Raw genomic sequence first — 21,408 nt, forward strand, 5'->3', positions numbered from 1 at the left:
GGCCGTCAGCGGGACAGGGACTGCAGCCAGGGTCGGGGTCCGATCAGCGACATGGGGTCCACCGCGGTGAAACCCACGGTGGTGGACCAGTGCAGGTGGGGGCCGGTGGAGAACCCGGTGTTTCCAACCCACCCCACCACCTGGCCCTTTGTGACCCTATCGCCCACCTTCACACCGATCCGGCTCAGGTGAGAGTAAGAAGAGAACAGGAAGAGACCGTGATCGATGATCACCGTCAGTCCGGCAGCGTGCAGGCGGCCGGCAAACACCACCTGCCCGCCGTTGGTTGCCAGCACGGGTGCTCCGGCGGGAGCCGCCAGGTCGATGCCCGAGTGCCTGCCTGCCTCCCGGTCGTTGATGTAGCGGGTCAAGCCGTAAGGGGTGCTTACCGGCGCGTCGACGGGCATGATGAATTCCCCCTCCCACAGGGGACGGGGGGCGGAGTTGCTCTTGGCTTTCCTGACTCTTGCCTGATCTTCCCGTAGCTTTTGCTCAGACCGTGCTTCCGTCTGAGACGGAGTAGCCCGGATGCGGGAGACGGGGAACTGGCGCGGCCGCACGTTGACCATAGCGGTGACTTCGCCAGGCGCGCCCGGCCCCTCGAGTCGTGCCGTCACCAAGGCCTTACCCGGGTCCTGGGATGCCGGGACTCCCACCAGTGCCACCAGGCGGTTGCCCACCTGGAACATGGGCTGTTCCCTTCCAAATGCCTCCAGGGTAGCTGCGGGGAGGGGTCCCCCGATGGTCCACAGGGTACCCAGGGCGGCCTCGCCGGGGGCGAGATCAGCGGGCTCCACGACCAGCAGGAATTGCGGGGATGCGGGCGGGGGGTGGAAAGGCAGAGACTGGCGGCAACCGGTGGTGCCCACCAGGCACAATCCCAGCAGGAAGAGCATCGTTGCCAGCCGGGCGGGAGGCCCGCACTGGGTCTTGCCGGGCACCTTGCCTCACCCCCTGGCCCTTTTGTGTAACATCTTGGCGCCCATTATGGTGAAGTCCTTCCCGGCGAGCCGGCGATTCTCACCACCGGAGCGGGCTCCGGCATATATTATGGTAGCCCAGGGGTATCTGTGGCCTACCAGATTTCCGGGAAGAAAGGAGGTTTAGAAGTGAGCCAGATAAGACAGCAACTGATCGTCACCCGGGAGCCGCTCCGCCTGGAGGAGGTGGTGGCTGAGGGAACGACCCAGCAAAACGTGCTGGGCACCATCGTGGTTCCGCCCCAGAAGCCCAGCGTCACCCAGGTCATCGACAGCATGGGTCAGGTGACCATAACCAAGGTGACTGTTGTCCCCGACAAGGTGCTGGTGGAAGGCATCCTGTCGGTGAAGGTCATCTACGAGGCGGCGGTACCGGCCCAGACAGTGCACGTGGTACACGGTGACATCGCCTTCACCGGGTTCGTGGTGCTCCCCGGCGTGGAACCCGACATGGTCGCCCAGGTGACGGCCGAGATCGAGCACCTGGCGGTGGACGTGGGTGTCGACGGGCGAACCCTGGAGGTGGTTGCCATCCTCCGCCTGACCGCTCGCGTCGTGCGCACCGTGGAACTGGAGGTGGTAACCGAGGTCACCGGGGTCGAGGGTTTGCAGGTCCAGCGGGAGGCTATCCGCACCGAAGTCACTGTGGGTGAGGGCGAGCGGCAGGCAGTGGTGCAGAGCACCATCCCCGTGCCTCCTCAGAAACCTTCTGTTGCCCAGGTCATCGACTTCCTGGCCACCACCCGCGTGACCGAAGTGCGCCCCTTGCCCAACAAGGTAATCGTCGAGGGTGAAATCGACATCAAGATCATCTACGAGGCAGCGGTGCCCACGCAGACGGTGCACGTCCTGCACGCCACCATCCCGTTCCACCAGTTCGTGGAGGTGCCCGGTGCCCAGCCTGGCATGATGGTGACCGCCGACGTCAGCATCGAGCACGCCACCTTCGAGGTGGGGCCGGAAGGGCGCAGCATCGTGGCCCGCATCATCCTGATGGTGCGTGCCCGGGTCACCCGCACGGAAACCATCAACGTGGTGGTCAACGTGACGGGCGTGGCCGGCCTGCAGGTGGAGTTCGCCACGGTGAGAGTGGTCGAGGCACGCGGGCAGGGCACCACTCAGAGTATCGTACGCGAGGTCGTGGACATCCCCGAGACCAAACCCGATGCCGTGCAGATCCTGGACATCCGTACCACGGCCCGCACCCGCCGGGTGATCGTGGTGCCGCGCAAGGTGATCATCGAGGGCACCTTGCAGCAGAAGATCATGTACGAGGGCCGCACCTTCGACCAGGCCGTCCACGTGGTCGAGCACACCACCGACTTCTCCAATTTCGTCGTTAATCTTCCCTTGCCACTGCGCACCGCCGGTTGGTAGATGGTGCCCGCGTGCCAGGATTGGCATGTGGAGCTTGCGACATCGTGGGGCGCCCGCAACTCCGCCCTTGGTCGTGCACGTCCAGCACCGCCTCAGGGCGGGCACTTGACAAGAGCGTATCCGTGTATACAATCATCCTTAAATCCAACAGGAAAGGGGTAAGGGCGGTGGGGGGCAGGCGCATCTTTGTGGTGGATACTACCCTCCGCGATGGGGAGCAGACGGCCGGTGTGGTGTTCACACCCCAGGAAAAGGAGTACATTGCGTGCCTCCTGGACGATCTGGGGGTGGACGAAATCGAGGCTGGCATTCCGGTGATGGGGGGAGCTGAGAAGGAGGCAGTACGGGCAATTGCCCGTCTGGGGTTGAGGGCGAGGGTCATGGCCTGGAACCGGGCGCTCCCGGAGGACCTGCGTCACTCGCTGGAGTGTGAGGTCCAGGCGGTGGCACTGTCCATCTCCGTTTCCGACATCCAGATCCAAAAGAAGTTGAGGGCGACCCGACGGTGGGTTCTGGAAACCATGGCGCGCACCACGGAGATGGCTAGGGAGCAGCGGCTCTACGTCTCGGTGAGCGCGGAAGACGCCTCGCGGGCTGACCCCGATTTCCTCGTGGAATTCGCCAGGACGGCGCGGGACGCGGGCGCTCACCGCCTCCGCTTCTGCGATACAGTCGGCATGATGCATCCCCTGGCGGTGCATGGTGCGGTGGCCCGGTTACTCGAAGCAGTACCGGGGTTGCCGGTAGAGATGCACACCCACAATGACCTGGGACTGGCCACCGCCAACGCACTGGCCGGGGTCATGGCGGGGGCGTCCTTCGTGGGCGTGACAGTGGGCGGGCTGGGCGAGAGAGCCGGCAACGCGGCCCTGGAAGAAGTGGTGATGGGGCTCAAGCACCTTCTGGGGTACGAGACGGGGATTGATACCCGCTGCCTGGCCCGGGTTGCCGATTACGTGGGCGCTGCGGCGGGCAGGCCGGTACCGGCAGGCAAGCCGGTGGTGGGCCCCGGCGTGTTCGCGCACGAGTCGGGGATTCACGTGGACGGCGTGCTGAAGGATCCCAGCACCTACGAACCTTTCGATCCGGCCGAGGTGGGGTTGGTCCGCCGCCTGGTGGTTGGCAAGCACTCCGGTGCGGCTGCCATCCTCGCCTCCTTGCGGAGATCCGGTATTGAACCGGATGGCACCCTGATTCCCGACCTCCTCGCTCGCGTCCGCCAGTGTGCCGTCGATTTGAAGCGTTCGCTTCAGGATTGGGAACTTGTACGCCTGTACCGGAAGCTGGAGGGGCAGCGGATGGCCAATGCTGGGTCGCAGTGACGGGGGGCGAAGGGCGTGGCCCCAAATCGTGCTTCGCTACCGGGGGGCTGGTGGGTTTTAGCTGCCAAGTCGCCGGATGCCGGTTGCTCGGGCCCGGTTGCGCCCGCCGTGTTCCCTGGAAGCCTGTGCCAGAGTGTAACCGGATGGTAATTTTGACGACTGACAAGACCCGGGCAACATGGTAGAATGTGACCTTGGCCAAACGGAGGTGGGGGAGAAGCATGTGGTGCATAGTGAGTTAAAGGGATTGTCCGAAGGCCTCTGGCGCGCCCTGGGGCGGCTGAAGATGGGCCTGGGGGCGTTCTTGGTCCTGCTTGCCCTGGTATCCCTCCCGCAGGGGAAGCCGTTGCTTCTTTTGCTGCTCGGTTTCTTCGCGGCGGGATTCGTTGGGGTGAATGCTGCGGGGCTGGTGTGCCGTCTGGAGCACAGGAGGCTGGCGGAGGTTGCCTCGATGCTGTTTGGGGTCGGGGCGATAAGCTGTCTTGTGGTGGCCACCGGTGGTGCTGACGGGCCGCTGTTGTTTCTGTTCCTGGTTCCGGTGTTCACGCACGGTTTCCGGTCGGGAGCGCGGGCTGCCTACCTGTCGGCGGCAGTCAATTCTGCGGCACTGGCGGTCATCTGTGTGGCTTCGCTGGGGGAAGGTTTTTCGGTCCGGCGCGTGCTGGGACCTGGTGTGGTTGCCGGGGTCATGTGGTTTGAGGCGCGTGCGGTAGCCGTGGTGGTGAGGTATATAGGCGTGCAGCGGGATGAACTCATGCAGCTTGCCCAGCGGGACCCGTTGACGGGGTTGCTCAACCGGCGGTCGCTGTACGATCTGGTGGGGCGTCTGGTGGTGGAGGGAAGGGAGTTTGCGGTGGTTCTGGTGGACCTGGATGGTTTCAAGGCGGCGAACGATGAGCGGGGGCACCTGTTTGGGGACGAGGTGCTGAAGCGGGTGGCGGAGGGGATGCAGCGTGCTGTGCGGCGGGGAGATGTGGTGGCCAGGTACGGTGGGGATGAATTCGCCGTGGTGGTGCCTGGTGGCCGGGAAGAGGGTGAGCATGTGATGCGGCGGCTTGAGGAGGTGGTGGAGAGGGTGAGCCGGGAGATGGGGGTTGATACCGGCCTGTCGGGTGGAGTTGCCGTGTGGCCTGCGGATGGCGCTGCGCTGGAGGAGCTTTTGCAGGTAGCCGACCGGAGGCTTTACCGTGCGAAGGAGCTGAAGGGCCGGAAGCGGCTGGCCCTGGAGGTCATGGAGTAGCCGGGGGGCTGCGGCGCGTGTCAGGGTAGCTGGCGACGGGCGGGCCGGTGGCCGGTGAGATGGAGGTGCGTCAGTGCATTAACTACCATGGCGGAGCGGAGGTTTGCTTTTTACCAAGAGCTGAAGCAGGTGGGTTTACAGGAACTTCAAGAGAGCATGAGCCGGGCCCTGGGGCTGGCGGTTATGGTCGCGTACCCGGATGGGCGTGCGCTGACCGAGCCGTCCAACCTGTGTTCTTTCTGTGCCATGCTGGGCAGCAATGCGGAAGCGCGGGCCAGGTGTGTGGCTTCGCGTGAGGCCTCTGCGAGGGCTGCTGTGGCTGCGGGGGGCGAAGTTTTCCACACCTGTCACGCCGGGCTGGTGCATCTGGCGGTTCCCCTGCGGGTGGCTGGGGAAACGGTAGCGGTGGTGGTGGGTGGCAATGTGGTTTTGCAGCCGCTGGCGGAGGAGGCAGTGGTGCGGCTGGCCCGGGAGACGGGTATTGATGCGGAGAAGCTTCTTGAGGCGGCCGTGGCGGTGCCGGTGTGGACGCAAGAGCGGCTCAGGACGGTCGTGGCGGTGGTACAGAGGGTAACTGACACCGTGGCGCAGCTGCTCTATGCCAAGCAGGAACTGGGGAGAAAAGCGGACGAGCTTGCCGCTCTCTTTGAATTCAGCCAGACTGTTTCCGGGAGCCTCGAGGTGGCGGAAGTGGCCCGGCGGGCGCTGGGGGCCGTGCTGCGGTTGACCGGTGCCACCAGCGGGTCGGTGGTGATGCTTCCTGAGGCGGTGCCGGGGGTTGCGGCTGCCGAGGTGGCGGCCACCGTGGAGCCCTGTGACGAGTTCCGCGTGGTGCCGTCGGGCGAAGTGGTTGCCGCGGTTGAGCGAGAGACCCGTGCCGTTCACTTTAACAGCCGGCCGGGAGGTACGCCCGAAGAGCGGCGGCCGGGGGTAGCCTTACCGCTTATGGTTGGGGGCAAACCAACGGGCGTGCTTACCGTCGCCGGGAGGCCGAAGGGTGTGGGTTTCGCTGAAGACGAGACCGCCTTTCTGACCACGCTGGGCACGAGCCTGGGGCTGGCGCTCGAGAATGCCCGCCTTTTCCGCGAGCTCAAGCTGAGGGCGGCCATGCTGGAATGGTTGATCGAAGTGGGGCGGGTGGTGGCGGGTAGCCTGGACGTGGATGTGGTCGTTGAGTCGGCCCTGGCCAGCGTCAGGGATGTGCTGGGGGCGGAGTGGTGTGTGCTGCGCTTGCTCGATGAGGAGACGGGCGAGCTGGTGCTGAAGGGGAGCCTGGGCATGATGGGCGCGGAGCTGGAGGCCAGTGCAGGCCGCGTCCGGCCCGAGGGTAGCCTGTTGGGCAAAGTGCTGGAGACGGGAGAGCCCGTGGTGGTGGAAGACCTGGCCGCCGGCGGATTGGACATGCATCTGCCCTACTGCTCGGCCGAGATGCGGGCGGTGGCCGTGGTGCCGGTGCGGGGGGTGGGGAAGATTCTGGGCACATTGAAGGTTTATTCCCCCGTACCGCGGCGCTGGACTGAGGAAGAAGTGGGGTATCTGGGGATCGTCGCGAGCCAGACCGGGCTGGCTTTGGAGAACGCCCGCCTCTACTCGTCGCTGCGGGAATACTATCTGAGTGCGGTGCGGGCGCTGGCGGCGGCCCTGGAGGCCAGGGATGTTTACACTCGGGGTCATTCCCTGCGGGTGGCGCGGTGGGCGCGGGCGTGCGCGGGCGTGCTGGGGCTTGGTGCTGAGGAGCAGGAGCAGGTGTACCTGGCGGGGCTGTTGCACGATCTGGGCAAGATCGGTGTGCGCGAAGGCATTCTGCTCAAGCCGGGGCGTCTGGACGAGGAAGAAATGAAGGAAATGCAGGGTCACCCCGTGGTGGGGGCCGGGATCCTGGAGCCGGCCAGGTTTCCGGCTGCGGTCACCGGGGCTGTGCGGCACCACCACGAAGACTACGGTGGCGGTGGTTATCCCGCGGGGCTGGTGGGGGAGGAGATCCCGCTTCTGGCGCGGATCATCCGGGTGGCGGATGCCTACGATGCCATGACGTCGGCCAGGCCGTACCGGCAGGCTTTCAGTGCCCAGCAGGCCCGGGAGGAACTGCGGCGGTGTGCGGGTCGGCAGTTTGACCCGCGGGTGGTCGAGGCGTTCCTGGGGATTCCGGCGGAAGGAATGGAAGATGTTGCCGCCACGGGGGAGGGGGGCACCCTGATAGCTCTGCTGGGCGAGATACTTTTCTCGCTGAGGCAGCCGCGTTGAGCGGTGGCGCTGCTTCACCTTGCCCCCCCGCGGTATGACTCCACGATGGTCAGGGGCTCCTGGAGCACCGGTCTGGTTCCGCATTGGCAGCGCGTAATCTGGTGGGGGGAAAGTCCCGGGCGGTGTCTTCCCCGGGAGAGGTGAACGAGTTGGGTGCGGCGCCGAGGAAGCAAGCGAGGCAGCGGAAAAACAGGGCAACATCGCCTCACCCGGTGCCGCGCCCACTCCACCTTTAGGCTTGAGCACCTGGAACTGGCGAAGAAACGCTTCCCCGACCCGGACGCCATCACGAACTATCTGGCCAGCCGCGACGTCAAGGTCGAGGAACTGGCTTCGGGAGTTTAGCTGTAATCCCAAGATCCATCATTGCGGGGAAACACGCCCTCGCCGCAGCTGGAGTGCATTTCCCGCCAGTTGCGGCCCTTGCGCCCGCCCTCAGGCGGCGTCCCAGTAGTGGTTTTTTCCCGGTTCAGGAGTTCAGCGGTGGTGGGCGCTGTCCTTGCGGTGCGGCGGAAAAGCAGGGGGTGTACCGATATCCGGAACCACTGCACCATGGTGGCTGTTCTTGCGGATGGTGACACGGGATGAGGTCTTGCCTGGCCTAGGAGGAGGTTTCGAGGACAGGTAGAATGGGTAACCCGGCGGGGATGGGTTCCGGAATACGGAATGGGGTGGTCGCCGCGCAGAACGGGGATTCGAAAAGCACGATCCAGTCGACGGTGCGGACGGTGCAGCTGCTCGAGCAGTTGGCTGCTGTAGAGAGGGCCAGCCTTTCAGAGTTGGCGCTAAAGACGGGGCTGAAGAAGACAACGTGCCACCGGTTTCTTAACACGCTTCGTTCGATCGGATATGTCGCCTTGGATGGCGAAGGGCGATATGTTCTCGGCACCAAAGCGTTTAGTCTGGCAATCAACGTCTATTCGCGCATCGCGCTGGTCCAGGTTGCTCGTGATGTCCTGGACCGCCTTGCGCACGTGACTCGCGAGACGGTCAACCTGGCAGTCCTTGACGGTGATAATGTCAGGTACGTCGACAAGAGGGAGTCACCCCAACCGCTCAGCGTGACGGCAAAAGTCGGCGAACAGCGCCCGGCATACTGCACTGCGTTGGGCAAGGCCATGCTCGCTTTCGCAGATCCGGAGTGGCTGAGTGGGTACCTTTCCCGCTGCAGCTTCCTGCCCTGCACACCGAGGACGATTACGGTCCCGGGAGCGCTGCTTTCGGCGCTGGAGGAGGTTCGGAGCACGGGTGTGGCTTTTGACCGCGAGGAAGTGCTCGTAGGCGTGTGTTGTGTTGCGTCTCCTATCTTCGACCGGCAGGCAAAGGTAGCCGGTGCCGTCAGCGTGACCGCTCCGGCGGTTCGTGTTACTCCGGAGGCAGAATCCCACTTCTCGCGCCTGGTTAGGGAGGCCGGTTACGAGATATCCCGGCGGCTGGGATACGTGGGACGGGGATTTCCGAGTTCCGCTGACGCTCAAACAAGGGGGAGTTCGTGAGATGGTGGCAAGCGCAGCACGGAGCGATTGTGGAGCGGGTGCCCGAGTTGCGAGGGGGTCTGTGCATCTGAGCGCCAAGGAGGTTTTGCCTTCGTGTCAGAAGCAAGGGCTGTTGGTCTGAAACGCTTGGAGGTTAACGGGCCTCAGCACGTTGGTGCTCAGTCTTGAAAGCGGAGGGGGAAGGCCCGTGGCAGGTCGGCTCGTAAGGGTGAATCTGGCGGCGGGTGCAGTCACGGATGAGGGGCTGGAGGAGGACTTGGTCCGTCGGTTCATCGGGGGAAAGGGGCTCGGTGCCCACATCTTGTACGGTGAGTTGCCTGCAGGCATAAGTCCTCTGGACAGCCGTAATTTGCTGGTTTTCGCAGTGGGCCCGCTCACAGGTACGCTTGCTCCCGGAGGGTCCCGGACGGTGGTGTGCACGAAAAGCCCGCTGACCGGGTTATGGCTTGATTCCAATTGCGGTGGTCGCTTCGGGAGCACGCTCCGCACTGCGGGAGTAGACGTCTTGATTCTAGAAGGCGCTGCCCCGGCACCCGTCTACGTCTTGCTTACTGATCAGGGAGTTCAAGTGCGGTCGGCCGAGGAACTGTGGGGGCTGGGCACTTTTGAAACCACTTCTCGGCTCAGAGAACTACATGGTGCTGGTTGTTCCGTGGCCTGTATCGGTCCTGCTGGGGAGAGACAAGCCCGCATAGCAAGCATCATAGCGGACGGGCGGGCGTTCGGCAGGGGTGGCGCAGGAGCGGTTATGGGCTCGAAGAAGGTGAAGGCAGTCGTCGTCGCCCGCGGAACCGGGGAGCCGCGCCCCAAGGACGACCGCCTTTTTGCCAGGGCCGTCAAGGAGGCTTTGAACGAAGTTGGGATTCATCCCGATACGGGGGGAGCCCGACCCAGGTACGGGACCAACGCCATCCTGTCTCTCATCAAGGGTGCCGGGGCGTATCCAACCTGCAACTTTCTGGGCCGCGACTTCCCCGGACTGGCAACTCTCGACGAAGAAGCGGTACGCGGTTACTTCACACAGAACAGGGCCTGCCTCGGCTGCCCCATAGCCTGTTCCAAGATATCCCGAGTCAACGAAGGGGAGTACGCGGGGGCGTGGGTGGAAGGTCCCGAATACGAGGACGTTTGGAGCCTGGGGGCTCAGTGCGGGCACGCCAATGTGGCAGCCACTATCAGGGGCGAATATCTTTGCGACGACTGTGGTCTGGATGCCATCTCGGCCGGGGTTGCCGTAGGCTTCGCAATGGAATGTTTCGAGCGCGGGGTCCTGAACGAGTTCGAAATAGGATTCCCGCTACCGTTCGGTGGCTGGCGGGCAGAAATCAAGTTGCTGGAGATGATGGGTCGGGGCGAAGGAATCGGTGCGTTGCTGAGCTGCGGGGTTCGGGAGGCGGCCAGGGTGATTGGCAGGGGTTCGGAAAGGTTTGCCATGCATGTCAAAGGCCTTGAGCTCCCGGCCTACGACCCTCGCGGCGCAGTGGGGATGGGCTTGGCCTACGCCACCAGTGACCGGGGAGCCTGCCACCTCCGTGCTTGGCCCGTTGGGGAAGAGATACTTTCTACGAAAGGGCGCTATGACCCGTTGTCATCGGAGCACAAGGCTGAGCTTGTTAAGTCACAGCAGGACTGGTTTTCGGTGGTTGACTCATGTGGCCTTTGCCTGTTCAGCACATTCGCCCTGAGCCCTGATCAGGTTGCTGACCTCTTATACGCATTCACGGGGTTTGAGGAGCACGGTAGCGGCGACAGTCTGATGCGAATAGGAGAGCGCATTTATAACCTGACCCGTCTCTTCAATGTCCGGGAGGGAGTATCGAGGCAGGAAGACACTTTGCCCGAGAGGTTGCTGAAGGAGCCTCTGGCTGCGGGTCCGGCGGCGGGGAACCTTCCCGACCTCGAAGGGATGCTTTCGGAATACTATCTTGTCCGGGGCTGGGACGCAGAGGGCCATCCTACTGTCACCAAACTCCGCGAATTGGGGCTGATGAATCATGACCACTGAAGCTGTCCAGGTTGACGTCCACATATTCGGCACGCTGTTGCCCGAGGGCGGCAAGCGCGACCTATGCGTGCGGGTGAGTCCTGAACTCTCTATTGCGCTCAAGGAGATCGAACAACGTTTGGCAGTACGGCTCGGGGACCGCCTGGACCGTGATGTCATAGTGCTTGTTAACGGACGGAGGGTGCTGGGAGACTTCTCCGGGTGGACGCTGAAAGAGGGGGACACGGTGGTGCTGGTACCACCCCTGGGTGGTGGTTTCGGGCCCGGTCGGCGATCTTCTTTCCGCCCAGAAGGGGTTTACGTCGCGCTTCTTACCCCCTTCAACAATGACGGTCGCGTGGATGTGGGGGCGGTCCGAGACATTGTGGAGTTCGCCGTCAGCCGAGGTGTGGCGGGGATTTTCCCCGTCAGCAGCGTGGGAGAGTTCATTCACCTGGGGGGCCAAGAGAGGGCTCGACTGATCGAGGCGGTGGTTGACCAGTGCAGGGGAAGGGTGCCGGTAGCAGCAGGGGTTGCCGACACCACGCCGGCCGCGGTCATCGGCCATGCTTCGGTCGCGCAGAGGCTGGGCTGCGATGCCGTGGTGATCTGCCCCCCATACTACTTCCGGCCTTCGGAGGAGCAGGTAGAGAAGCATTTTGAGGTAGTGGCCGATGCATTGCCCGAACTTCCCATCATTCTGTACAACATTCCATCGTTCACCGTTCCCCTCGGTTACGACACGGTGAAACGCTTGAGCCGCAGGCCTAACATCGTAGGGATGAAGGACTCCAGCGGCAGCATGGTCGACATGATGCATTTCATGGACAAAGTCCGCATAGCTGGAGCGGAGTTCAACGTGCTGACCGGCCGCGAGGACATGTTATTCCCTGCCCTGGTGGCTGGAGCTGCGGGGTGCATGGTTGCTTCGGCTGGAATCGTTCCCGAGTTAATCACCAAGATATGGGATTACACGAAGAACGGGAATTTTGATGAAGCCAGGTCGGCGCAGGTATCAATCCTGCAGCTGGTGAGGGCTATGTTTGCCCTTCCGTTCCCGGTCGGGTTTAAGGCTGCTCTGGAGATCAGGGGTTTTCGGGTGGGGGCTTTGCAGCAGCCCCTGTCCAATGCCGAGCAGTACTTGGCTTCGGGGGTGAAGGCCAGGATCAACAAGTTGCTGTACGCCTTAGCCGAGAGTTACGGGTTTGAGGTGCGGGTGAGCTAGGTTGGCGGTGGCGTAGAGAGGCAGACTCGCGGCAGGTTGGAGAACGAACGCTCAAGGTGGTGAGGTGGGGTGGCAGGAGCGGGAGGCCGGGAAGAACTGTTCGAGAGGTGCCGGCGGCGGCTGGATCCCGCGGATCTGGTAAGGCTGCTGAGTGACTGCCGCCCTCGTTCGCGAAGGGGCGACGGAACTCTCGCTGAGGATCGGGGGGGAGCGAGTGATGGTGTCTCGCAGGGCAAGACGAAGATGTCAGGTCGTGAGACGGTGCGGGGAGGGAAAGAGGCGATCTCTCGGGAATCTCGTTGGGCAAGAATCCGTTCCGAATCGTAAGACGGACGGGAGGCACCTACGTGGCAGCGAGTAGCCGGTACGAATATTACCGGGTCCATGCGGTGGAGCGAGCGCTGGATATCCTGAAGCTATACAGTGTGGAACAGCATGAGCTGTGCCTGGCTGACATCGCTCAGAAGCTGGGGGTGCACAAGAGCACCGCCCACCGCCTGGTGCGAACCCTGGAGAGGGCGGGCTTTCTGACCCGGAACAGCAACACGGGGGCGTACGGCCTGGGCCTCAAGCTGGTTGAACTGGGAGCGGTCGTCCTCAACAATCTGGAGTTGCGCCGCCAGGCCAGGTTGCATCTGGAGCGGCTCCACAGGGATACCCAACAAACGGTGCACCTTGCCATCCTCGACGATGGCGAGGTGGTGTACGTGGACAAGATCGAGGGGAATACCCCGGTGCGGCTGTACTCTCAGGTGGGGCGACGGGCGCCGGCGCATTGCACGGCGCTCGGCAAGGTGTTGCTGGCCCATCTCCCCCCGAATGCTGCCCGGGAGATCCTCATCCGTAAGGGAATGCGCCGCTACACCCCCGACACCATCGTGTCCGTCTCCGAACTCATGCAACACCTGGTCACGGTCAGAGAGCGCGGGTATGCCCTTGACCTGGTGGAACACGAGCCCCTGGTGCACTGCGTTGCCGCTCCCATCCGGGATTACACTGGACGGGTGGTGGCGGCTCTCAGTGTGACTCTGATCGCAGCGCGTGTTCCCGAGGAGGAAATCGCGCGGCATGTGGCCTTGGTGAAACGAACCGCGGCGGCCATCTCCGCCGATATGGGCTGGGTGGCACCCTCCGATGCCGGTGGCGCTCGTCCGGATGAAAGTCATGATCTTGTGGGGATGGACGGGTGCCGCGCCCGGCCTGCTTGAGGGAGTAAGTGGTGGTTAGGTGAGGTACGTCGTGAAGAGGTTGCTGGCATCGTCACTTGGGGTCGTGGTCCTTTCGGTGGTGCTCTCGCTGGTCGCCCTGTGCGCGTGTGCACTGGCCGCGGGGGCAAATCCCCTCACCGTCCTCGCAGCCCTGGCTCAGGGGGCGCTGCAGGGTCGGTACGCCGTCCTGGCGACCTGCGCCGAACTGGCCGCCATTACCCTGTGTGGCCTGGCCGTGCTGATCCCCTTTCGAGCGGGATTCTTCAACATCGGGGGCCAGGGCCAGCTAGAGGCAGGGGCACTGGCAGCTGTAACGGTGGCTTTGCAGATGCACCTGTCGCCGTGGATCACCATTCCTGCCGCCCTGGTGGCTGCGTCCCTGGTGGGTGCCTTGACCGTGGTGGTCCCCCTGGTGCTGCGCCTCCGCCGTGGCGCCAGTGAAGTTACTACCACCATCATGATGAATTTCGCCTGCGTGCAGTTCATGTACGCTATGGTCACGGGGCCCATGAAAGATCCCCGCGCATTCTACGGGACCACTCCCGCCATCCCTGAGGCCTACCGGTTGCCCGTTCTGGCGGGCGGGGTGCACGCCGGCATATGGCTGTCCGTTGCCCTGGCAGTGGTGCTGTACATGGTGCTGAAGTCCACCGTATTCGGCCTCCACGTGAGCGCGGTAGGGGGAAATCGCTCTGCCGCGCTAGCAGCGGGTATCCCCGTAGACCGGGTCATGGCCCGGGCCGTGCTCCTGGGTGCGGCCCTGGCGGGCCTGGCGGGGGGAGTGCAGGTCCTGGGTTTGACTTACCGGGTGGCGGAGGGCTGGTCCAAGTCATGGGGCTTCACGGGCATTCCCGTTGCGCTGCTCGGGGGTAACCCACTGGGCGTGTTACTGGTGGGTTTCGTGTTCGCCGTACTGGAAACGGGGTCGCGGTCGATGCAGGCGGCCACCGGGGTCCCGGCCGCCCTCATCTACCTTTTTCAGGGCTTGCCGGTACTCATCTTCCTGGCATTGAACGCCAGCGCCATTCTGCGGAGAGGCAGGCAGCAGTCATGAATCAAGCATGGTGGGGAGACTTCCTGCTGGCCACGCTGAGGGCAGCGACGCCCCTGGCCTTCTGTGCCCTGGGTGTGCTGTTGTCGGAGCGAGCGGGCGTGCTCAACATCGGGGTGGAAGGTGCCATGCTGGCGGGGGCCCTGGCAGCCGTGATGGCCGGGGTACTCACGGGCAGCGCCTGGGCGGGTCTCCTCCTCGCCTGTGCTGTGGGGCTAGGCGCCGGGCTGATCCTGGGGGCTCTTACCGTCCTGCTCCCGGCCGACCAGGTGGTGGTGGGTATAGCTTTCAACCTGGTTAGCCTTGGGGTAACCAGTTTCATTTACAAAGTGATGGTTGCCCGGGGCGTGCAGCTCATTGGGCCGGCGGCTCTGGCCTCCCTCTCGTCGGCGTTCCCGCAGGCGCGTGCCGGGGGCGTCTGGGCGTCCATCTCGCCGCTCACGTACGCTGCACTGGCGGTGGCCGTGCTCATGTACGTGTTCCTGTTCCGCAGCGGGCCTGGGCTCTTGTGGCGGTCGGTGGGAGAGAGCGCGCACGCTGCCCACGCAGCCGGCATTGACGTTTTCCGCGTGCGGCTGCTGGCGCTGGTGGCTGGTACTGTCCTCTGCTCTTTGGGAGGGGCGGCACTTACCGTGGCCTGGGTGCGCAGTTTCACCGACAACATCACCATGGGCCGGGGGTTCATCGCCCTGGCTGCTGTTTACTTCGGACGCTGGCATCCGGTGTGGGCACTGGGCGCCTGTGTCCTGTTCGGGGCGGGTGAGGCCCTGGCCTTTCGCGCCCAGGCCTCTGGAATGGGCCTGAACCCGTACTACTATATGATGCTGCCGTACGTGCTCACCTTGCTGGCGGTGGCGGTGATGGGTCGTGCCCTGGGCCCCCGCGATGCGGGCAAGCCTTACGTGAGGGGTTAAAGAGGGGGGTGAGCAGGGTAACCGGAGCCTTTGCCAAGAGACGAGGACCGCGATGGGAATGAAAGGGGGAGCAAGGATGCGCAAGTTGATTCGCGGTGTGGCTCTGCTGTTGGCGGTGCTCATGATGGTATCCGTGGCGGGATGTGCTGGGAAGAAAGTGGAACAGCCGCAGCAGCCCGCGGAACAGGCGAAGCCAAAGGTGAAAGCGGGGATCATGTACGCCATCATGAACCCCGCACGGGCTGGCGGCTGGGACCGGGCTGACTGGGCGGGGATAGAGTACCTCAGGAAAGAGCTGGGCTGGGAAGTGACCGTGGCTGAGGGCGTTCCTTACCCGCAGACCGCTGCCACCGCTGCCGGCTATGCGGAAAAGGGCTACGACATCGTCATCTTCCCGGACAACGGGCAAATAGAAGCGTTCAAAGAGGTTCCGCCCAAGTATCCGAAGACCTGGTTCGTGATGACGTCGCTCTGCGATGAATTGCCCAACTCGCCCCGCGTGGCTGCGTGGTTCCCTGATCTGTATGTGTACGGTAACGTGGTGGGCGCCATCGCGGCCAAGGCGAGCAAGACCGGGACCATCGGCGTGATCGGAGGAGTTCCCATCCCCGCCCTGATCACCATGTACAGCGGCATCATCGAGGGCGCCAAGTACGTGCGACCCGATGCCAAGGTGCTGGTGTACTGGGTGGGCGACTGGGTGGACGTGCCCAAGCACCGGGAGGTGACCACCCTGCAGGTCCAGCAGGGGGCGGACGTCATCTTCGCCGTGAGCGGTCCGGGCACCACGGGGGTGTTTGAGGGCGCCGAGGCGGGCGGGGCCAAGGTCATCGGGTATGCGGCCGACTGGTATGAAGACGCCCCCAAGGCGGTGCTCACCAGCGTCCTGATCGACAAGCGTCAGATGTACCGGGACATGGCGGAGCAGTTCATGTCCGGCAAGCTGGAGAAGAAGATGGTGAACTGCGGGGCCGAGTTCTTCAAGGTGGCGGACTTCCGCGGCAGCCTGCCTGCGGATAAGGTCAAGGAGATCGAAGAACTGGTCGGCAAGATGCAACAGGGTGAGATCGTCATCCCCGTGAAGATCCACGAGGAGATCGCCAAGAAGTAGTGTGTGGCACGGGCGGGAGGGGCCGGGCTCGGGCAGGTTGATGGGCTGGCACTTCCCGCCCGCAACTGAGGAGGATGGGCATGGATGCCGTGGCCGCGCGGGCGGCGGAGCCGGGTCCGGCCGTGTGCATGGAAGGGATATGCAAGTCCTTTGGCCGATTGCGGGCGCTGAATGACGTTTCCCTGTCGCTGGCACCCGGGGAGATACGGGCCCTGGTGGGCGAGAACGGGGCGGGGAAGACCACGCTGATGAACGTGCTGTACGGGATGTACCGCCCCGACGCAGGCCGCATCCAGGTGTGGGGCCGGGAAGTGGGTCGGGACTGGTCGCCCAGGCAAGCGATCTCCTGGGGTATAGGGATGTTACACCAGCATTTCTCGCTCATTCCCAACCACACGGTCCTGGAGAACATCGTGATGCCGAAGCTGCGGTGGAAGCAGTTGTTTCCCCCCTGGGGGCAGCACCGGGAAGAGATAGAGAAACTCTGCGGCCGGTACGGATTCTCGGTGGACCCGGGGAGCATGGTGGGGTCGCTTTCCGTGGGTCAGCAGCAGCAGGTCGAGATCCTGAAGTTGCTATATCAGGGGGCGAAGGTTCTCATCCTGGACGAACCCACGGGTGTCCTTACCCCCCAGCAGACGGACGCCCTGCTTCGTCTGCTCGTGGTCTTGCGTTCCCAGGGACTGTCCGTCGTCTTCATAACCCACAAGCTGGCGGAAGCCTTTGCCGTGAGCGATACCATCACCGTCCTGCGCGGCGGAAAGCACGTGGCGACCCTGGCGCGGACCCAGACGACGCCGGAGGAGGTGGCCCGCTTGATGGTGAGCAGGCCCACGCTCGAGGTCACCAGCGGCCACCGCGCCCCGGCCGGAGAGAGGGTGGTGCTGGAGGTTACCGACCTGGTGGTGGAGGACGAGCGGCATAAGACGGTGCTGGACCACGTCTCCCTGTGCGTGCGGGCAGGCGAGATAGTTGGGGTTGCCGGAGTGGCCGGAAACGGGCAGACGGAACTGGCCGAGGCGCTCGTGGGTATCCGGCGGGTGCACGCCGGGAGGATCAGGATCGACGGTCAGGATGCGACAGCGTGGAGCATCGGCCGGCGCCGACGGTGGGGCCTGGGGTTCATCCCGGAAGACCGCCATCTTTACGGCATGGTGCCCGAGATGAGCGTGGCCGAGAACCTGGTACTGGACCGGGCCACCTCCCAGCCTTTCTCGCACGGGGGTATCCTCCACCGGCAGGTTATCGAGCACGCCGCCCGCGAGGCTATCTCCACTTACGATGTGCGCGCTCCCGGGCCGGACGTTCCCATCAAGAACCTGTCCGGCGGTAACCAGCAGAAGGTGGTGCTGGCGCGAGCCCTAGCCGGAGGGGCGAAAGTTTTGGTGGTATGCGAACCGACGCGGGGTCTGGACTTTGCCGCCACTGAGTACGTGCGCAAGCGCCTGGCAGCCAGTGCCGAGGAAGGGATGGGCGTGCTGCTCATTTCCAGTGAACTGGAGGAACTCCTGTCCCTTTCCCACCGGCTGCTGGTGATGTACCGGGGGCGGGTGGTGGGGGAATTGCCGCGGGAAAGTTTCGACGTTGAGCGGATCGGTCTGCTGATGACGGGGCAGACACGGACGCCTGCGGTCGAGCCGAACAAGGGGGATGAGCGTGGAACCGACGGTCAAGGTACTGGGCATTTCGGGCAGTCCGCGCAAGGGCAATAGTGAGTTCTTGCTGGAACAGGCCCTGGATGCAGCGCAGGGCGTGCACCTGGGCATGGTTCAGTGCACCAGCTACTCGGTGCGGGGCAAGAAGTTCGGGCCCTGCCTGTCCTGCTTCCGGTGCGCCGACCTGCAGGGTGAGTGCGTGATCAGGGATAGCTTCCAGGAATTGAGGGATCTCTGGCTGGAGGCGGATGTAATCCTCTACTCGGTGCCGGTGTACCACATGGGTATGCCCGGGCAATTAAAGTGTTTCATTGACCGGTTGGGCAATTCCCTGTTTGCGCGCTTCCGCCACCTCTTTCCCCAGGGCGTGGACACCCTGCCCAAGCACCTGAAGGTGGTCGGAAGCATCGCCCAGGGGGTGCATCTCTGTTCCGGACAGGAACACACCCTGACCGACCTGATAAACCATGCCCTGGTCATGCAGTGTATCCCCGTGGCGGGGGACATGTGGGAGTCCTACATCGGCGCCGCTGGCTGGACGTCGGGGAACATCGACCGCAAGGCTTTGGCGGAGCAGTTGCAAAGCGGCCAGGCCGACGCCACCGTGCTGGTGAAGGCAGCGCGCGACGTGGGGCGCAGGGCCGTGGAATTGGCCTTCATCCTGAAGGCCGGGGTGGGTGTGCTGGGGGAGAAGCTCCGCGGTGACCCGGCTTACCTGCCTCTCCTGGAACGGGTTGAGGGGCAGTAGCACTGGACGGGGGGCTTTGCTTTGGGACGGACGGAGCTGAAGGAGCGCATAATCGCCAGCGGGCTGATAGCCGTGTTGCGCCGCATCCCGGGAGACCGGCTGGTACCGATCGTCGAGGCCCTCTCCGGGGGTGGGGTGGGCGTGGCTGAGATCACGTGGGACGATGAGGGATCGCTCCGGCTGCTGGGAAGGGCAGTCGAGGTATCGGGCCAGGACCTCCTCTGGGGCATGGGAACCGTCACCACGACCGACCAGGTCCGGCGGGCGGTGGGGGCGGGGGCGCGATTCATAGTGACCCCGGTGCTGGTCCCGGAAGTAATCTCCGCCTGCCTGGACCTGGACGTGGTTTGCATTCCGGGTGCGTTCTCTCCCACCGAGATCTATTCGGCCTGGAGGGCCGGTGCGGACCTCATCAAGGTTTTCCCGGCCTGCGTGCTGGGTCCCTCTTACTTCCAGGAGATGCGGGGGCCGTTCCCCGGGGTGCCCCTGGTGGCGGTGGGGGGTGTGGATGCCTCCAATGCGGGGTCTTTCCTGCGGGCAGGCGCCTGCGCTGTGGCGGCCGGGGGCAAGCTGGTTCCCCGGCACCTGGTGGAGACGGACCAATGGAACACCCTGGTGGAGACCGTGAGCAGGTTCGTGGCCGCGGTCAGGGAGGGAAAGGGTTCTTGTTCGCACTAGCGGTGGATGAGAGCCGGTGCAACCGCTGCCGCAGGTGCGAGGTTGCCTGCCAGCTCCGGGCGGAGCGTGGGGCTGGGGGTGTGCCCCGGATCAGGGTGGAGGAGGATGGCTGGCCGATCATCAGGATTTGCCGGCAGTGCGAGGGTGCCCCTTGCGCCGAGGCCTGCGTTAGCGGGGCCATCCGCAGCGATCCCGGGCGGGGCACCGTGCAACTCGATCCGTCGCTGTGCGTGGGCTGCTGGGCCTGCGTTATGGAGTGCCCGTTCGCGGCAGCGTTCATGACGCTTCTCCCCGACGGACGGTGGCAGGCGGTGAAGTGCGACGGCTGTTCAGACTTCCCCGTACCGCTGTGCGCGCGGTTTTGCCCCACGGGGGCCCTGCGGTGGAGCGGGAGGGCCGAGGGCGTGGCTGCGGGGGTCAGGCGTCGGCGTGCTGCCCGCCTCGGTCGGGGGGTGCTCCGTTGAGAAGGTACGTAGTGGTAGGCAACAGTGCGGCCGGAGTAAGTGCCATACGCAGCATACGGGCCTACGACGGTTCCGGTCCCATCACCCTGGTGTCCGAGGAGCCCTACCCGTTTTATTCCCGCGTGCTCCTCACCCACTACGTGGCCGGTCGGGTACCCCGGGAGCGGCTGTTCCTGGTGGGGGAGGGGTTTTACCGGGTCCACGGCGTGGAAGTCTTGCTGGGCGTGCGCGTAGTGGGCCTGGACGTCTACGGCCGGCGGCTCGAACTGAGCGATGGCCGGGTAATTCCGTACGATGTTCTCCTGGTGGCCACCGGGGCCCGCCCCGTGCTGGCGCGCCCCTTTTCGCCCGCACGGGAGGGAGTGATGGGCCTTCGCTTTCTCGGGGATGCCGAGCGGCTGAGGCGGGCAACTGCGGCGGGGGCGCGCGTGGCGGTAGTCGGCGGGGGACCCGCAGGCATCAAGCTGGCCTGTGCCCTGCGGGAGGCGGGTGGAAATCCCACCCTGCTGGTGAGTTCCCCTCACATCCTGTCCCAGGTAGCGGACGACGAGGCTGCCCTTCTACTGGAGTCGCGTCTTGCTGCCCATGGATTGAGGGTGCGGTGTGGTGTGGAGGTCAGGGAGGTGGCCGGCGGCCCCCACGGGGTCGAGGGCCTGGTGCTCAGCGACGGTACCTGCGTCGCCTGCGACCTGGTGGTGGTGTGCAAGGGTGTGGAGCCCAGGGCCGAACTCCTGGCCGGCAAGGCAGAGGTGCGTCGCGGCGTAGTGGTGGATGACCGCATGCGCACCAGCCTGCCGGAGGTCTACGCGGCCGGAGACGTGGTGGAATGCACCGACGTGGCCTGGGGGCAAGGCCGGGTCGGCGCCATATGGCCGCACGCTGTGGCACAGGGTAAGGTGGCGGGGGCGAACATGGCTGGAGTTCATCTGCTGTTCCGAGGGGCGCTGGCCAGGAACTCGCTGGACGTCTTCGGCCTTCCCTTCGTGTCCATGGGCGTGACGCGGGTCCCACCGGAGCCCGGCTGGAGTTCTCAGGTGCTGCGGGACGGCGACGCCTACCTGAAGCTGGTGTTCCGGGGGGGTCGCATCGTGGGCGCCGTCCTCGTGGGGTGCGCGGGACTGGCCGGAGTGATCCAGGCCGCCATACGCAGGGGAGACGGGGCCTGGCAGCAGCGCATCGCCATTGCAGGGATCCCGGCCGAACGGGCCAGAGAGGTATGTCAAGGGGGGATACCGGGTGCAGAAGGTTCTGGTGGTTGACCCCAACCTTTGTACCGGATGCCGCCAGTGTGAACTGGCGTGCTCGTACCATCACGAGGGCTTTTACTCGCCCCACCTGTCCCGCATACGCGTGGTCAAGTTCGAGGACAGGTGCCTCAACGTCCCGGTGGTGTGCAGTTACTGCGAAAGGCCGCCGTGCGAGGAGGTGTGCCCGACGGGGGCCATGTCCCACGCTGTCGGCCAGACTTATGCGGTCGTGGTGGAAGAGAGGTGCATTGGGTGCAAGGAATGCGTCCACGTTTGCCCGCTGGGGGCGGTCGGCATCCACCCGCGCAAGGGTACGGCTATGCGTTGTGACCTCTGCCGGGGGGACCCGGCGTGCGTGAAAGTGTGCACGGCGGGGGCGCTCAAGTTCGAGCCGGTGGAGGAAGAGGTGCGTGACAGGAGGCGGGCGCGGGCCGGGGCCCTGGGCCTTGTGTAGCCGAAAGGGG

General features: G+C 64.6%; 19 protein-coding genes. 18 read left to right on the forward strand and 1 reads right to left on the reverse strand.

Annotated elements, in window-relative coordinates:
• Positions 1-5: 5 nt before the first annotated feature.
• The gene (locus AB1446_06355; protein MEW6546526.1) at positions 6-941 is read right to left on the reverse strand and encodes a M23 family metallopeptidase; all 936 of its coding nucleotides are present in this window, start codon (positions 939-941) and stop codon (positions 6-8) included.
• 168 nt (positions 942-1,109) lie between these two features.
• Here AB1446_06355 and AB1446_06360 point away from each other — a divergent pair, with 168 nt between their 5' ends.
• The 18 genes from AB1446_06360 (at position 1,110) to AB1446_06445 (ending at position 21,398) form a co-directional block, all read left to right on the forward strand.
• A complete protein-coding gene (locus AB1446_06360; GenBank protein MEW6546527.1) occupies positions 1,110-2,357 on the forward strand; it encodes a DUF3794 domain-containing protein in 1,248 nt (415 codons plus the stop codon).
• A gap of 167 nt (positions 2,358-2,524) precedes the next feature.
• Positions 2,525-3,679, forward strand: coding sequence for a homocitrate synthase (nifV, locus tag AB1446_06365; GenBank protein MEW6546528.1), 1,155 nt, complete (start codon positions 2,525-2,527; stop codon positions 3,677-3,679).
• 223 nt (positions 3,680-3,902) lie between these two features.
• Positions 3,903-4,919 carry a GGDEF domain-containing protein gene (locus tag AB1446_06370; protein MEW6546529.1) on the forward strand — a complete coding sequence of 339 codons (1,017 nt, stop codon included), beginning with the start codon at positions 3,903-3,905 and terminating at the stop codon, positions 4,917-4,919.
• Positions 4,920-5,006: 87 nt separating this feature from the next.
• Positions 5,007-7,163 carry an HD domain-containing phosphohydrolase gene (locus AB1446_06375; protein MEW6546530.1) on the forward strand — a complete coding sequence of 719 codons (2,157 nt, stop codon included), beginning with the start codon at positions 5,007-5,009 and terminating at the stop codon, positions 7,161-7,163.
• Between the two features lie 153 nt (positions 7,164-7,316).
• A complete protein-coding gene (locus tag AB1446_06380) occupies positions 7,317-7,508 on the forward strand; it encodes a hypothetical protein (protein MEW6546531.1) in 192 nt (63 codons plus the stop codon).
• 284 nt (positions 7,509-7,792) lie between these two features.
• Positions 7,793-8,659 carry an IclR family transcriptional regulator gene (locus tag AB1446_06385; protein MEW6546532.1) on the forward strand — a complete coding sequence of 289 codons (867 nt, stop codon included), beginning with the start codon at positions 7,793-7,795 and terminating at the stop codon, positions 8,657-8,659.
• Positions 8,660-8,846: 187 nt separating this feature from the next.
• On the forward strand, positions 8,847-10,664 hold the full coding sequence (locus tag AB1446_06390; GenBank protein MEW6546533.1) for an aldehyde ferredoxin oxidoreductase family protein: 1,818 nt from the start codon (positions 8,847-8,849) through the stop codon (positions 10,662-10,664).
• The gene (locus tag AB1446_06395) at positions 10,654-11,868 is read left to right on the forward strand and encodes a dihydrodipicolinate synthase family protein (GenBank protein MEW6546534.1); all 1,215 of its coding nucleotides are present in this window, start codon (positions 10,654-10,656) and stop codon (positions 11,866-11,868) included. Before AB1446_06390 ends, AB1446_06395 begins: the two co-directional genes overlap by 11 nt.
• 347 nt (positions 11,869-12,215) lie before the next feature.
• On the forward strand, positions 12,216-13,076 hold the full coding sequence (locus tag AB1446_06400) for an IclR family transcriptional regulator (protein MEW6546535.1): 861 nt from the start codon (positions 12,216-12,218) through the stop codon (positions 13,074-13,076).
• Positions 13,077-13,095: 19 nt separating this feature from the next.
• Entirely contained in the window at positions 13,096-14,130 is a 1,035-nt protein-coding gene (locus tag AB1446_06405) for an ABC transporter permease (protein ID MEW6546536.1), read from the forward strand.
• Entirely contained in the window at positions 14,127-15,041 is a 915-nt protein-coding gene (locus tag AB1446_06410; protein MEW6546537.1) for an ABC transporter permease, read from the forward strand. Before AB1446_06405 ends, AB1446_06410 begins: the two co-directional genes overlap by 4 nt.
• Positions 15,042-15,117: 76 nt before the next feature.
• A complete protein-coding gene (locus tag AB1446_06415) occupies positions 15,118-16,152 on the forward strand; it encodes a BMP family protein (GenBank protein ID MEW6546538.1) in 1,035 nt (344 codons plus the stop codon).
• Between the two features lie 80 nt (positions 16,153-16,232).
• Entirely contained in the window at positions 16,233-17,864 is a 1,632-nt protein-coding gene (locus tag AB1446_06420) for an ABC transporter ATP-binding protein (GenBank protein ID MEW6546539.1), read from the forward strand.
• Positions 17,809-18,555: a flavodoxin family protein gene (locus tag AB1446_06425; GenBank protein MEW6546540.1), complete on the forward strand. Its 747-nt coding sequence runs from the start codon at positions 17,809-17,811 to the stop codon at positions 18,553-18,555. Before AB1446_06420 ends, AB1446_06425 begins: the two co-directional genes overlap by 56 nt.
• A gap of 21 nt (positions 18,556-18,576) precedes the next feature.
• Positions 18,577-19,233 carry a 2-dehydro-3-deoxyphosphogluconate aldolase gene (locus tag AB1446_06430; protein MEW6546541.1) on the forward strand — a complete coding sequence of 219 codons (657 nt, stop codon included), beginning with the start codon at positions 18,577-18,579 and terminating at the stop codon, positions 19,231-19,233.
• An 80-nt stretch (positions 19,234-19,313) separates the two neighbouring features.
• A complete protein-coding gene (locus AB1446_06435) occupies positions 19,314-19,697 on the forward strand; it encodes a 4Fe-4S dicluster domain-containing protein (GenBank protein ID MEW6546542.1) in 384 nt (127 codons plus the stop codon).
• On the forward strand, positions 19,694-20,956 hold the full coding sequence (locus tag AB1446_06440; protein MEW6546543.1) for an FAD-dependent oxidoreductase: 1,263 nt from the start codon (positions 19,694-19,696) through the stop codon (positions 20,954-20,956). Before AB1446_06435 ends, AB1446_06440 begins: the two co-directional genes overlap by 4 nt.
• Entirely contained in the window at positions 20,934-21,398 is a 465-nt protein-coding gene (locus AB1446_06445) for a 4Fe-4S dicluster domain-containing protein (protein ID MEW6546544.1), read from the forward strand. Before AB1446_06440 ends, AB1446_06445 begins: the two co-directional genes overlap by 23 nt.
• The last annotated feature ends 10 nt before the right edge of the window (positions 21,399-21,408 follow it).

The organism is Bacillota bacterium, assembly GCA_040757085.1.
Taxonomy (GTDB): domain Bacteria; phylum Bacillota; class Sulfobacillia; order JACIYH01; family JACIYH01; genus JACIYH01.

Coding starts and splice junctions, on each gene's coding strand:
- AB1446_06375 (MEW6546530.1), top strand. CDS start 5,007: ATGGCGGAGCGGAGGTTTGCTTTTTACCAAGAGCTGAAGCAGGTGGGT.
- AB1446_06410 (MEW6546537.1), top strand. CDS start 14,127: ATGAATCAAGCATGGTGGGGAGACTTCCTGCTGGCCACGCTGAGGGCA.
- AB1446_06385 (MEW6546532.1), top strand. CDS start 7,793: ATGGGTAACCCGGCGGGGATGGGTTCCGGAATACGGAATGGGGTGGTC.
- AB1446_06395 (MEW6546534.1), top strand. CDS start 10,654: ATGACCACTGAAGCTGTCCAGGTTGACGTCCACATATTCGGCACGCTG.
- AB1446_06415 (MEW6546538.1), top strand. CDS start 15,118: ATGCGCAAGTTGATTCGCGGTGTGGCTCTGCTGTTGGCGGTGCTCATG.
- AB1446_06420 (MEW6546539.1), top strand. CDS start 16,233: ATGGATGCCGTGGCCGCGCGGGCGGCGGAGCCGGGTCCGGCCGTGTGC.